The 13,422-nt window shown below is 60.4% G+C and carries 9 protein-coding genes and 1 pseudogene; 7 read left to right on the forward strand and 3 right to left on the reverse strand.

Annotated elements, in window-relative coordinates; translation table 11 throughout:
- The first annotated feature begins 97 nt into the window (after positions 1-97).
- The 3 genes from HNQ71_RS32295 to HNQ71_RS32305 all read left to right on the forward strand — a co-directional run bounded on the left by HNQ71_RS32295 (position 98) and on the right by HNQ71_RS32305 (position 4,902).
- Positions 98-1,255 (forward strand): efflux RND transporter periplasmic adaptor subunit, encoded by a 1,158-nt coding sequence (locus HNQ71_RS32295; protein WP_246462271.1) that lies wholly within the window; start codon positions 98-100, stop codon positions 1,253-1,255.
- Entirely contained in the window at positions 1,252-3,192 is a 1,941-nt protein-coding gene (locus tag HNQ71_RS32300) for a MacB family efflux pump subunit (protein WP_184878139.1), read from the forward strand. Before HNQ71_RS32295 ends, HNQ71_RS32300 begins: the two co-directional genes overlap by 4 nt.
- 330 nt (positions 3,193-3,522) lie before the next feature.
- Positions 3,523-4,902 carry a TolC family protein gene (locus HNQ71_RS32305; protein ID WP_184878140.1) on the forward strand — a complete coding sequence of 460 codons (1,380 nt, stop codon included), beginning with the start codon at positions 3,523-3,525 and terminating at the stop codon, positions 4,900-4,902.
- A 439-nt stretch (positions 4,903-5,341) separates the two neighbouring features.
- On the opposite strand, the gene HNQ71_RS36075 is transcribed toward HNQ71_RS32305, so the two are convergent.
- The 3 genes and pseudogenes from HNQ71_RS36075 to HNQ71_RS32315 all read right to left on the reverse strand — a co-directional run.
- Positions 5,342-5,545, reverse strand: coding sequence for a hypothetical protein (locus HNQ71_RS36075; RefSeq protein ID WP_246462316.1), 204 nt, complete (start codon positions 5,543-5,545; stop codon positions 5,342-5,344).
- 329 nt (positions 5,546-5,874) lie between these two features.
- Positions 5,875-6,051, reverse strand: a complete 177-nt coding sequence (locus HNQ71_RS36080; protein ID WP_246462290.1) for a hypothetical protein — start codon at positions 6,049-6,051, stop codon at positions 5,875-5,877.
- Positions 6,052-7,014: 963 nt separating this feature from the next.
- Positions 7,015-7,434: pseudogene (locus HNQ71_RS32315) on the reverse strand (IS1 family transposase); the annotation flags it as partial.
- Between the two features lie 258 nt (positions 7,435-7,692).
- Between HNQ71_RS32315 and nifH the strand changes: the two are divergent.
- From nifH to nifE, 4 genes are all read left to right on the forward strand, one after another.
- On the forward strand, positions 7,693-8,586 hold the full coding sequence (nifH, locus tag HNQ71_RS32320; protein ID WP_184878144.1) for a nitrogenase iron protein: 894 nt from the start codon (positions 7,693-7,695) through the stop codon (positions 8,584-8,586).
- 98 nt (positions 8,587-8,684) lie between these two features.
- Positions 8,685-10,187, forward strand: coding sequence for a nitrogenase molybdenum-iron protein alpha chain (gene nifD / locus HNQ71_RS32325; RefSeq protein ID WP_184878146.1), 1,503 nt, complete (start codon positions 8,685-8,687; stop codon positions 10,185-10,187).
- Positions 10,188-10,324: 137 nt separating this feature from the next.
- Positions 10,325-11,866 carry a nitrogenase molybdenum-iron protein subunit beta gene (gene nifK / locus HNQ71_RS32330; protein WP_184878148.1) on the forward strand — a complete coding sequence of 514 codons (1,542 nt, stop codon included), beginning with the start codon at positions 10,325-10,327 and terminating at the stop codon, positions 11,864-11,866.
- 63 nt (positions 11,867-11,929) lie between these two features.
- Positions 11,930-13,420, forward strand: coding sequence for a nitrogenase iron-molybdenum cofactor biosynthesis protein NifE (gene nifE / locus HNQ71_RS32335; protein ID WP_184878150.1), 1,491 nt, complete (start codon positions 11,930-11,932; stop codon positions 13,418-13,420).
- Positions 13,421-13,422: the final 2 nt, after the last annotated feature.

Here is a 13,422-nt window from a genome sequence, read left to right on the forward strand (position 1 = left end):
TTCAGTAGAGGAAAGCACATGCGGAGCCAATCTCGTTTCAGCTCGGGGGATGAGCCGAGACAGCAACAAAAATGTGTTATCAGAGCGGAGGTGAGTGTTGCTGAAGGCTAATACAAGGGCGCTCCTTTGGGTCCTGGGGATTGCCCCGGTGGTGTTCGCCATCGCATCCGCGACCGGCGCATTCGACAGCAAAACGCCCGATCCCGTCCTCACCGAACCGGTGGTGCTCGGTTCTGTCGAGGAGACCGTTCTTGCGAACGGCGTTTTGGAGCCTGCCCGTACGGTTAGAGTTGGTGCCCAGGTATCGGGCCAACTGAAGACGCTGCATGTCGAGCTCGGTCAGCCGGTCAAGTTTGGCGACTTGATCGCCGAAATTGACGCTACGCAACAGCAGAACAAACTGCGCACCGCTGAAGCCAGCCTCGCCAATGTCAAGGCGCTGCGCAAGGAACGCGAAATACGGCTGAAAGAAGCCGAACTGGCCTTCCGGAGGCAAAGGACCCTGAGTGGCAGCAAAGTAGTATCGGCCGCCGACCTGGAGAAAGCGCAAGCGGAGTTCTTGGCGCTGGAGGCGCAAGTGGAGCAGCTTGAAGCGCAGATCGCCGAGAAAACGATCGGGGTTGAGGATGCTCTCGCAACCCTCGCCTACACGAAGGTCACCGCGCCGATGGACGGCGTCGTTGTTGCTGTCGTGAGTAAAGAGGGTCAGACGCTGAACTCAAATCAGGCCGTCCCGACGATTGTGGTTCTTGCACAGCTCGACGTCATGCGGGTCAACGTGCAGATATCGGAAGCCGACATCGGCCGCGTAAAGCCAGGTCAGAATGTTCGGTTCACGATCCTGGGGGGCACTCGAACCCCTACTGCAAGCGTACTGGAACAGATCGAGCCCGCGCCTGCATCGATTGCCGATGAGCCAAGCATGGGGTCAGATGCGCAAACCACGGCATCGGCAGTCTACTACAACGGCCTCTTTGCCACACCGAACCCGGATGGGCGACTCCGACCCATGATGAACGCCGTCGTTACGATTATTTGCGGCCAGGCCGAAAACGTACCGCTCGTGGCATGGTCGGCTCTGACTGAACGCGATGGGCAAGGTCGCTACCATGTGCAGGTTCGCACGCCAAGCCACGCACTCGCGGAGCGCCTGGTGACAATAGGTTTGACTGACAGGATCAAGGCGCAGGTGATCGAGGGTCTCTCTGTCGGTGACGAAGTCATCATACCCTCCGACGGAGAGGCAACCGAATGAGCACACTGCTCGAGATCAAGAACGTTTCGCGGGTTTACCAGGCCGGAGACGAGACGATTATGGCGCTGGCCGGCGTCAGCCTCTCCATCGCGAGTGGCGAACTGGTGGCGATCGTCGGCGCAAGCGGCTCAGGCAAGACGACGCTGATGAATATCCTGGGGTGCTTGGACCAGCCGAGTTCTGGTGACTATCGCGTCGGCGGCCGCAGTGTTGCCGGCTTGACGGCGAACGACCTGGCGGCGTTGAGACGGGAACATTTCGGCTTCATCTTCCAACGCTATCATCTTCTCGGAACGCTTAACGCGGCCGACAACGTGGCGATGCCCGCTGTCTATGCCGGCGTCGGGGCCGGCTCGCGCCGGGAGAGGTCGACATCTCTTCTGCGCAGGCTGGGTCTCGGTGATCGTCTCGACCACCGTCCGAACCAGCTATCGGGCGGCCAGCAACAGAGGGTCTCGATCGCCCGTGCATTGATGAACGGCGGTCGCATCATCCTCGCCGACGAGCCGACGGGGGCGCTCGACAACAAGAGCGGTGAAACCGTTCTCGATGTCCTGAAGGAACTTTATGCCGACGGTCATACGATCATAATCGTGACTCACGACATGGGGGTCGCAGGTCACGCTGACCGCATTATCGAAATCCGCGACGGGTTCATCCTCTCCGACCGCCGGACTCGTGACCACAAGACCGATGGGCAGGCGCCGGGGGCGTCCCACGACGGCAGGGTCGTTGCGCTCTCGGCCTTCGGGCGTCGCTTGGTGGAAGCCTTTCCGACGGCGAAACGATCGAGGGCCGCGGATCGCGCACGCACCTTCCTCACAATGCTTGGCATCCTTATCGGCATAGCGGCGGTTGTGGGGGTCGTCGGTATCGGCGAGGGCACCCGTCAGACGATTCTGGGCCAGATAGGCGGATTCGGAGCCAGCTCCCTGCGGATCTCTCCCGGGCGCGGTTGGGGTGACGAGCGCGCTTCAAGCATCACGACGCTGGTCGTCTCGGATGCCGATGCGCTCGCTGCCCAATCCTACGTCGATAGCGTGACCCCGGAAGTCTCGAGATCCGCAAAAATTCATTTGGGGCGCATCTCCGTCGCGGCGACCGTTATCGGCGTCAGCCAAGACTATTTCCGGGTCTACGCGCTCAAGCTGCTGAAGGGCTCATTTTTTTCGGCCGAGACCATCTCTAAGCGCCGCCAAGAAGCGGTGATCAGTGACAAGACGGCCGCAACTCTCTTCCCTCAGGGCGAATCACCGCTCGGCAGGATCTTCGTGATCGACCAAGTTCCCGTCGTTATTGTCGGCGTTTTTGCGCGGCCCTCGATTTTTTCGAATGACAGCCTGCAGGTCTTGCTTCCTTATACGGCCGTGAACGGCAGACTACAGGATGCCGATTCAAGCCTTGACGCGCTGATGGTACGGGTCGCCGATTCTGTCGACACGCGCGTCGCCGAGCGCGCCGTCGTCGGCCTGATGACTCGTCGGCACGGCACGAAGGACTTCGTCGTCGACAACATCGACCAGATGCGCAAGACGATGGAGCGCACATCTCAGGCAATGTCGCTGCTGATCTCCTCCGTCGCCGTGATCTCGCTGGTTGTCGGGGGCATTGGTGTCATGAACATCATGCTGGTCTCCGTCACGGAACGGACTCGCGAGATCGGCTTGCGCATGGCCGTCGGAGCGCGCCGCAGCGACATCATGCTTCAGTTCCTGATCGAGGCTGTCACAATCTGCATCGCCGGTTCAATTTTAGGCGTGGCACTGGCACTCGGCATAGCAGGCACATTGGCGGGCAGCGAGTTCCCGATGATCATCTCCGTGAAGGCTATTGTCGCTGCCTGCGTAGTCGCGTTCTGGATCGGCCTGACCTTCGGCTTCCTTCCCGCCCGAAATGCTTCTCGCCTGAATCCCGTGGATGCCCTGTCAAGAGATTGAGAAATGACGCTCGTCAGACTGATCTTACGTCGTCTATTGTCTTGCTCGCGGGTTGCACCAGCCTCTCGAGGATATATCCTGGCCCGGAGCGTGGGCCCGTTGACCAGTGCGGCAGCGGGTACCATCGAAGTCAGCGCAGTCTACCGCTGGCTGGTGTTGGGGTCCCAATCTCGAGCTTCTCGGCGAGGCCATTCACAAAAATGATGAGGTCCGCCTCGCAGCTGTTTGCGCTGATCACGCCCCTGTTTAGCGCTCGGCATCCGCATGAGCTTCGGCTGCTTTCCCGTCCTTACGCCTCGCGCCTGATACCGCGCTCTCAAAAAGGTTGAAATGAAGCTCATCAGACTGACGGTACCCGGTTACCTTGTCTTACTCGTGGGTTGCAGCCTGTCGAGCACATATCATCGCCCCGAACTCCCCGCCGGGCCCCGCTGGTCGACCGCTACGACTGCAGGTGCTGTGCAGGCCAGCGCGGATTGTTGGTGGCAGGCGTTCGGGGACCCAAATCTCGACAAGCTTGTGGGGGACGTCCTCGGCCGAAACAATAAAGTCCACCTCGCGGCCAATGGCGCATATGGCGCCCTACTCGAGGCAGATATCGCTGCGCACGCCTTGTTGCCCAGCTTCAACAGTAGAACCGAACTTCTTGGCGAGGAGGCGGCCAAATCGTCGGCTTCTATCGATGTGTCTTATGAGATTGATCTGTGGCGCAAGCTGGCGGCAAAGAGGGACAATGCGGATTTCAAGGCCTACGCGAAATCGGAAGAATACGAAGCCGAGCGCCACCTCGCCATCGCCGGAACCATTGATGCGTATTTCAAGATCGCGTACGCTAATCAGTTGCTCACGTCCGCGCAAGCCAGCCTTGCCGACGTCAAGCAGACCCGGGCGCTCGTGCGCACCAAGATGGCCGCCGGTGCGGTTTCCGACCTAGAACTCTGGCAGGCCGAGCAAAAGGTGGAGGAGCAGGCAGCGACGGTGTCGGCGCGGACGCAGGAGCGTCTCGTTCTCCGGAACAAGCTGATTGTGCTCTTGAATGGCGCCCCCATTCCTGTTCCAGAGCCGCAGCGCCTGCCAAGTAAAAAGCTGCCCCCAATTCAGGCTGGACTGCCGGCCGGCCTGCTCGCCCGCCGCCCAGACTTGCGAGCCGCAGAGGCAAGGCTGCGTGCCACGCTGAAAGACGTTGACGAAATTCGGGCCGGATTCTATCCGACCATTTCGCTCACCGGCGGTCTCAACACCAGCAGCCCAGAATTGCTCGCGTTCATATCCGATCCCGTTGCGATGTTAAGTGCAAACGCTGCCTTGTCCGTCCTCAATCTCAAGGACGTGAAGCTGAAGGTTGCGCATTCCAGGGCATTGTATGAAAAAGAGGTCCTCAATTTCCGCTCTACCTTGCTCAAGGCCTTCTCCGAAGTTGCCGACGCACTCGGTGCACGGGCCGACTATGCCGAACAGGCGCGTCGCCTTCGCAATGCCCTCGCGCCCGCGCAGGAAGTTGAGCAGCTGCAAGAGGCCCATTACCGGTCGGGTGGTATCGGGCTCGGGATCTGGCTCGACGCCCAGGAGAGCCGCCGCGCAGCCGAGCTAGCGCTTGCCAAAGTCCGCCTGGACCAGTTGCTCAATGATCGAAGCTGTACCGCATCCTGGGCGGCAGCGCCGCCAGGGCCGGACCAGATCGCCAGAGCACCGAGAAGGCGAAAGGGATAAGGCGGCTAGCTGAAGGGCGTAGCGCCGAGACGCAGCTATCTCGCGAACTGCCCTGTGTCGGTCCTAACTATTCAAAAAGGAAGAACAGGTCGACCGCGAGGGATCGGTGCGCGTTTATGTGGCTGTTTAAACCACTTGGCCAGACCGCAGTTGGAACTGCTACCAACCTCGTGGGCGCGAGCGCCCCGCCGAGCCGTCCGGGCCAAGGCTTGGCTGGTCTGGGCGACAGCTTCACCTTCACCGTCGCGGGCAGCACGGGCGTATCTTTTGGCATCCGCGATTTCCGTTGTTCTGCCATTGACTACCCGCACAAGGCCTACAGGCGGTCGGCATGATTGTCGGGGTGATGGCGCTTGCCATCAAGTCTTTGGCAGCAAACTTGTACATTGCTACTCACCCCGCAGTTTATCGCCCATCCGGCCTGCGCAGACCAATCCAACTATCCCTGACAGCCTTGTAGTGTTCCTGGCTTGTATTTGGTCACCTGCAGGTCCAGCCGCTCGGCCGACAGGTGACCGATCGCTTGTAAGATGCGGTAACTCGCCACCACCACGTCGTGTTCAACATTGATCTGTTTGATCTTTGCGTCGATGACCGTGGCTTGGGCGTTGAGAACGTCGAAGCCTGGTGCGCTGGCCGACATTGCTTTCTTCGACGCCGTTCAAGGCCTGCTTCGGGGCCTCGATCACTTGCCCGTTGGCCGCGAGGCTTTGCTGCCCGGTGTACTCGGTCCAGCCGGCGGTGACGGCCTGGCGCACCTGCTCATGGCTGACGTCGACCTCGATCCGGGCCTGGCTGAGCGACTCCTTACTCCTGCGCACAACCGCCGAGGTGCGTGCACCCGAATAGATCGGTATGGTCAACGTGGCACCGATACTGGCTGAATTGGTCGTACCGTCCTCCTCGCTGGCGGCAGGCAAGGTGTTGCGATAGGCGCCGGAGACGCCGGCGGAAGCGCACCTTGGGCCGACTTCACCGAAAACCCGCCGCATCGACCTGGTGCTGGGAGGCGAGGATTGCGGGGTGCCCGCTTGATGCAGTCACGATTGCCACATCGAGGCTCGACGCCAAAAGCTTCGACAGCGGCGAAGCGGCCTTGAGCTTGCCCGGCTCGTGGCCGACGATCTGACGATAGGTCGTCGCGCTCACCATAACCTGCTCGCGGGCAGCGGCCAATTGCGCCGTGGCGGAGGCGCGCGAAGCGTTGGCCTGGGCGACGTCAGTACGTGTGCCCTCGCCGACCGCGAAGCGCGAACGCGCCGCTAACGGCTAATCGGTCAGGAACCGCAGGTTTTGTTCCGTCAGCACCGCTATTGCCGGTCGCGAATGACGTTCATGTCTCAGTTTGAAATTTAGGCCTTCGCCAAAAGTTCGCGCACACTTACTCGCTCTGCTTCGTTCAGTTGACCGATGGCCAGCCCCTGATTCCGCATATAGTCGGGAGGAACGAAGAATTCCGAGCACCAAATAAGGCGCTTGACGTTGCCGCCATCTAGCCCGAAAGCAGTCGGCTTGTGCAGCCCAATTTCGATCGCGGGGGCCTTGGTTTTTATCGGGAAGTGTGGCCTTTTCCCTATCTTTTGCAAATCGGTGCCATAGCAAACTAGCACACTGCCAAATCGTGTGTTCGTTTTGAGGGTCGTCGTGGATATCACTCTCAAGGACAAGCGCAGGACGCGACCACGGCCCAGGTGTTGACCTGGTCGTTCGCGAATAGGGAATCTGCACCAGACAATGTCGCCTGGATCTGGCAGCGTGTCGATTTGAAGGAACGTCCACCCCATAAGGGGTGGCTATCACAAGCGCTTAGAGGAAACTACTCTGCTGCGCGCAATGAATGCATCCGCTTCTGGATCAGACGCAGCTAAGTCCGCGTCGGTGAGCGCGCTGTAATCAGCGTAATACTCGCCAACCCGGTGAACCTCTGGAGCGGGCTCACCTCTATTGCTGATGACCGACTGACTCGGACTGCGTGATGCGCGTCCCCAACTCGCTACCGAGTGGACGATGTGCTCTAAGACGGCAACCATCGCATGCTCCCTAGGGGCTTTTGTCCCCTTTAGGCCACGGCGGTTAATGCGCCATCTATGCTGACTTAGCAAGATGGTCCGGTTAGGCGACTCGCTTCTGATACGGCCCGCGCTTGCCCGGCTTCGGAGCAACAGCGTCCATCTTCTCGCACAGATCGTCCATTGACCAGAGAGTAGCCGACACGCCAGCGGCCATCGCTGGCGAGGTCTTGAGCGTCTTGTGGATGCGAATGAAGTTGTACCAGACCGTGTACAGCGCAACCATATGCATGTGATTCTCAAACTTCTTGGAGAACGCATTGGTGAGGCGCGTGAATCGACGCATCTGCATGCGCATGGTGAGGTTCTGGCGTTCAACGTGCGACGTGCGACGTGCTGACGTGCGCCAGATCGGGCGAACCTTCAACGCCGGTCTTCTTGACGCCGGTGCTTCGGCGGGGCTGTAGCGGCCCTTGGTGCCTTCCGGAACGTCGCCGTAAATCTTGATGACCTGCGCATAGTCCGAGGTCAACCTGTAGCGGTCTCGAGCAGCGCCATCCGACACTTTCCGTCGCCTTTGTCGCTTCCGCTACACGGGCTTGTTCGACAAGCACTGTTTGCCCTCAGGCTAAATAGCTGAAAAGCAATATCAAAATTTCTCTTCTGTCCGATCAGCCAAGTTGGCACGAGTCTTGAAACCCTTTGGGTTTGAGGCGGCAAGAGCTGCCGACCGGCATGTCGCGGGCAGCCGCGATGGATGGAACGAAGGAAGGAAAGCTACATGTCAGGTCTGCGTCAGATCGCATTCTACGGCAAGGGGGGCATTGGCAAGTCCACCACCTCCCAAAATACGCTCGCCGCACTTGTCGACCTTGGGCAGAAGATCCTCATCGTCGGCTGCGACCCCAAAGCCGACTCCACCCGCCTGATCCTGAACTCGAAGGCGCAGGATACGGTCCTGCACCTCGCGGCAGAGGAAGGTTCGGTCGAAGACCTCGAACTCCAGGACGTGCTCAAGGTCGGCTATAAAGGCATCAAGTGCGTGGAATCCGGCGGTCCCGAGCCGGGTGTCGGCTGCGCCGGGCGCGGCGTCATCACCTCGATCAACTTCCTCGAGGAGAACGGCGCCTATGACGATGTCGACTATGTCTCCTACGACGTGCTCGGGGACGTGGTGTGCGGCGGCTTCGCGATGCCGATCCGCGAGGGCAAGGCCCAGGAAATCTACATCGTCATGTCCGGCGAGATGATGGCGCTCTATGCCGCCAACAACATCGCCAAGGGCATTCTGAAATATGCCCATTCGGGCGGCGTGCGGCTCGGCGGCCTGATTTGCAACGAGCGTCAAACCGACCGCGAGCTCGACCTAGCCGAAGCACTGGCTTCCAGGCTCAATTCCAAGCTCATCCATTTCGTGCCGCGCGACAACATCGTCCAGCACGCCGAGCTCAGGAAGATGTCGGTAATCCAGTATGCACCGGACTCCAAGCAGGCGGGGGAATACCGCGCGCTGGCCGAGAAGATCCATGGCAATTCGGGGCAGGGCACCGTGCCGACCCCGATCACCATGGAGGAGCTCGAGGATATGCTGCTCGACTTCGGCATCATGAAGACCGACGAGCAGATGCTTGCCGAGCTTCAGGCCAAGGAAGCCGTAAAGGCGGTCCCTCAGTAACCGCCCCTGCCGCCACGAGGCGCGGCCTTGAGCTGACGCGCCTTTCAAAGAACGGCGCCTCGTCGGTGAGGCGTCACTCAAACCTTTATAGGGGTCCCATGAGCCTGGAATACGAGAATGACGGCACTCTCCATGCGAAGCTTATCGAGGAGGTGCTGTCGCAATATCCCGATAAGGCGGCGAAGCGCCGCAAAAAGCACCTCAGCGTCGCAAAGAGCGGGGACGAGGCTGGCGAGGAAGGCGAGGTCGTCTCCGAATGCGACGTCAAATCGAACATCAAGTCCATACCCGGCGTGATGACGATTCGTGGCTGCGCTTATGCCGGCTCTAAGGGCGTGGTGTGGGGTCCAATCAAGGATATGGTCCATATCTCGCACGGCCCGGTCGGCTGCGGGCAATATTCCTGGTCGCAGCGCCGCAACTACTATGTCGGTACGACCGGCATCGACACGTTCGGGACAATGCAGTTCACCTCCGACTTCCAGGAGAAGGACATCGTTTTCGGCGGGGACAAGAAGCTGGAACAGATCATCGACGAGATTGAGGGACTTTTTCCTCTCAACAACGGCATGAGCGTGCAATCCGAATGCCCGATCGGCCTGATTGGCGACGACACCGAAGCCGTGTCCCGCAACAAGGCCAAGGAGCACGGCAAGACGATCGTGCCGGTGCGCTGCGAGGGCTTCCGCGGCGTCTCGCAATCGCTCGGCCACCACATCGCCAACGACGCGATCCGCGACTGGGTCTTCGAGAAGAAGGACGTCGAGTTCGAGGCCGGCCCTTACGACGTCAACGTGATCGGCGACTACAATATCGGCGGCGACGCCTGGGCCTCGCGCATCCTGCTCGAGGAGATAGGGCTGCGCGTGGTCGGCAACTGGTCGGGCGACGCCACGCTCGCCGAGATAGAGCGCGCGCCGAAGGCCAAGCTCAATCTCATCCATTGCTACAGGTCGATGAACTACATCTGCCGGCACATGGACGAAAAGTATGGCGTCGCCTGGATGGAGTACAATTTCTTCGGCCCCTCCCAGATCGAAGCCTCCCTGCGCAAGATAGCCAGGCATTTTGGGCCTGAAATCGAGGAGAAGACTGAGAAGGTCATCGCCAAGTACAGACCACTTGTTGATGCCGTCGTTGCCAAGTACCGGCCGCGCCTCGAAGGCAATACCGTGATGCTCTATGTCGGCGGCCTGCGCCCCCGCCATGTCATCACCGCCTACGAGGACCTCGGCATGGTTATCGTCGGCACAGGCTACGAGTTCGCCCACAACGACGACTATCAGCGCACCGGCCATTACGTAAGGAACGGCACGCTGATCTATGATGATGTGACCGGTTACGAGTTGGAGAAGTTCATCGAGGGGGTTCGCCCTAACCTCGTCGGTTCTGGCATCAAGGAAAAATACCCGGTGCAGAAGATGGGCATACCGTTCCGCCAGATGCACTCCTGGGACTATTCGGGACCGTATCATGGCTATGACGGCTTTGCCATTTTCGCCCGCGACGTGGATCTTGCCATCAACAACCCCGTCTGGGGCCTGTACGACGCCCCTTGGAAAAAAAGCCCGAGCCGTGGGCGGGCGATGGCTGCCGAATAACACCCGGGCCTTAGCCTGGTCTCCCCAAGGGAGACGATGAACGCCCGCGGCCCCGTGGCCCGCGGGGCACCTGAAAACGTCTCCACGTCCCCTGAGCAGCCTTATGGGGCGGCCAGATGAAAAAGAGGTAATCACCAATGCCGCAGTCGGCTGAAAAAATTCTCGACCACGCTCCCCTTTTCCGCGAGCCGGAATACAGGCAGATGCTCGCGGAGAAGAAGCTGAATTTCGAATGTCCGCACCCGGATCAAATCGTTACCGATCAACGCGAATTCACCAAGACGTGGGAATACCGCGAAATGAACCTCGCCCGCGAAGCTCTTGTGGTGAACCCCGCCAAGGCCTGTCAGCCGCTCGGCGCGGTGTTCGCGGCCGCGGGCTTCGAGCGAACCATGTCTTTCGTCCACGGCAGCCAGGGCTGCGTGGCCTATTACCGCTCGCACCTGTCGCGCCATTTCAAGGAGCCTGCTTCGGCGGTTTCCTCCTCGATGACCGAGGACGCAGCAGTTTTCGGCGGCTTGAAGAACATGGTCGATGGGCTCGCCAACACTTACCAGCTCTACGATCCGAAGATGATCGCCGTCTCGACGACTTGTATGGCGGAGGTCATTGGCGACGACCTGCACAGCTTCATCGAGAACGCCAAGGACGAAAACTCGGTCCCGCGCGACTTCGACGTGCCCTTCGCCCATACGCCGGCCTTCGTCGGCAGCCATGTCGATGGCTATGACGTAATGGTCAAGGGCATTCTGGAGCACTTCTGGAAAGGCCAGGAGCGCACGGAAGCCGGGGGAACCATCAACATCATTCCCGGTTTCGACGGCTTTTGCGTCGGCAACAACCGGGAACTCAAGCGCCTGCTCGATCTGATGAGCCTGTCCTACACTTTCATCCAGGACGCCTCTGACCAGTTCGACACGCCGTCGGACGGCGAATACCGCATGTATGACGGCGGCACGAAGATCGAAGACGTGAAGAAGGCACTCAACGCCGAGGCGACGCTTTCGCTGCAGTATTACAACACCCGAAAAACGCTGGACTACTGCCGGGAAGTCGGGCAGGCGACGGCCTCGTTCCATTACCCCCTCGGCGTCCAGGCGACCGACGAACTCCTGATGAAGGTCTCCGCGATTTCCGGCAACGAAATCCCCGAGACAATTCGCCTTGAGCGCGGCCGACTGGTTGATGCCATGGCGGACAGCCAGTCCTGGCTGCACGGCAAGAAATATGCGATCTACGGCGATCCGGACTTCGTCTACGCCATGGCCCGCTTCGTCATGGAGACCGGCGGCGAGCCCACCCATTGCCTCGCCACCAACGGCACCTCGGCGTGGCAAGCCGAGATGAAGGAACTGCTTGCATCCTCGCCCTTCGGCAAGGACGCTCAGGTCTGGCCGGGCAAGGACCTCTGGGCGATGCGTTCGCTGCTCTTCACCGAGCCGGTCGACCTGCTGATCGGCAATTCCTATGGCAAGTATCTGGAGCGCGACACCGGCACGCCGCTGATCCGGCTGATGTTTCCTATCTTCGACCGGCACCATCACCATCGCTTCGCGCTCATGGGCTACCAAGGCGGGTTACGCGTCCTGACGACGATCCTCGACAAGATCTTCGACAAGCTCGATCGCGAGACAAGCGAGACGGGCGTGACGGACTATTCCTATGACCTCACCCGCTAGCAGCGGCGGCCGGCCTTTCGCCAAGGCTGGCCGCCTTCCAATGCACTTTTGGAGACCGACGCAATGTCCTCGCTCAGCGGCAAAATTCAGGATGTCTTCAATGAGCCCGCCTGCGATAGAAACCGCGGCAAGGATGCCAAGGCGCGCAAAGAGGGCTGCTCGAAGCCGCTGACCCCCGGCGCGGCAGCCGGCGGCTGCGCCTTTGACGGCGCCAAGATCGTCCTGCAGCCGATCACCGACGTCGCGCACCTGGTTCATGCGCCGCTCGCCTGCGAGGGCAATTCCTGGGACAACCGGGGGGCGGCTTCGTCGGGGGCAACGCTTTGGCGCACAAGCTTCACAACCGATCTGACCGAACTCGACGTGGTGATGGGGCAGGGCGAGCGCAAGCTTTTCAAAGCGATCCGCGAGATCAAGGAAGCTTACGCGCCCCCAGCGATCTTCGTCTATTCAACCTGTGTGACGGCGCTGATCGGCGACGACATCGAGGCCGTCTGCAAGCGTGCGACGGAGAAATTCGGCTTGGCTGTGGTGCCGGTCAATGCGCCGGGCTTGGCCGGCTCCAAGAACCTCGGCAACAAGCTCGCCGCCGAGGCGTTGCTCGATCACGTCATCGGCACGGTAGAACCCGACGACGCCGGGCCGTACGACATCAACATCCTTGGCGAATTCAACCTCTCCGGCGAATTCTGGCTGGTGAAGCCGCTGCTTGATCGGCTAGGCATCCGGGTGCGCGCCTGCATTCCGGGCGACGCGCGCTTCCTTGACGTTGCTTCCGCGCACCGCGCCCGGGCCGCTATGGTCGTGTGCTCGACGGCACTCATCAATCTGGCCCGCAAGATGGAGGAGCGCTGGGACATCCCGTTCTTCGAAGGCTCCTTCTACGGCATTGCCGACACCTCGGAAGCACTTCGCAACATTGCTGAGCTGCTCGTGAGGAAGGGCGCCGATCCGGAGATCCTCGCCCGCACACAGACGATGATCGCAGTGGAAGAGGCGATTGCGTGGAGGAAGCTCGAGGCCTACCGGCGGCGGCTTCAAGGCAAGCGCGTGCTTCTCAATACAGGTGGTGTCAAATCCTGGTCGGTCGTCCATGCGCTGATGGAGATCGGCATGGAGATCGTCGGCACCTCGGTCAAGAAATCCACAGTCGAAGACAAGGAGCGCATCAAGCAGATCCTGAAGGACGACAACCACATGTTCGAGCAGATGGCAGCGCGCGAGCTTTACGCCATGCTGTCAGAACATAAGGCCGATATCATGCTGTCGGGCGGGCGCACGCAATTCATCGCGCTTAAGGCCAAGACACCCTGGCTCGATATCAACCAGGAGCGCCAACACCCTTATGCCGGCTATGACGGCATGGTGGAACTCGTACGCCAGATCGACCTCGCCATTCATAACCCGATCTGGTCCCAGGTGCGGGAGCCGGCACCGTGGGATTGCCAGCCTGCGGTAGTGGACGAACTGCCGGGCACGAAGAGCGCGACCGCGACCTTGCACGCTGTCCAGGAATTTGCCGGCACGACGACCGACGATTTCGGCGAGTGTTGAGG

The organism is Mesorhizobium sangaii (assembly GCF_014207355.1).
Classification (GTDB): Bacteria; Pseudomonadota; Alphaproteobacteria; order Rhizobiales; family Rhizobiaceae; genus Mesorhizobium; species Mesorhizobium sangaii.

Bases quoted from the DNA above. Each gene is read 5' to 3' on its own strand.
- nifK (WP_184878148.1), top strand. From the start codon at position 10,325: ATGCCGCAGTCGGCTGAAAAAATTCTCGACCACGCTCCCCTTTTCCGC.
- HNQ71_RS32300 (WP_184878139.1), top strand. From the start codon at position 1,252: ATGAGCACACTGCTCGAGATCAAGAACGTTTCGCGGGTTTACCAGGCC.
- nifD (WP_184878146.1), top strand. From the start codon at position 8,685: ATGAGCCTGGAATACGAGAATGACGGCACTCTCCATGCGAAGCTTATC.
- nifE (WP_184878150.1), top strand. From the start codon at position 11,930: ATGTCCTCGCTCAGCGGCAAAATTCAGGATGTCTTCAATGAGCCCGCC.
- HNQ71_RS36075 (WP_246462316.1), bottom strand. From the start codon at position 5,545: ATGTCGGCCAGCGCACCAGGCTTCGACGTTCTCAACGCCCAAGCCACG.
- HNQ71_RS32305 (WP_184878140.1), top strand. From the start codon at position 3,523: ATGAAGCTCATCAGACTGACGGTACCCGGTTACCTTGTCTTACTCGTG.
- nifH (WP_184878144.1), top strand. From the start codon at position 7,693: ATGTCAGGTCTGCGTCAGATCGCATTCTACGGCAAGGGGGGCATTGGC.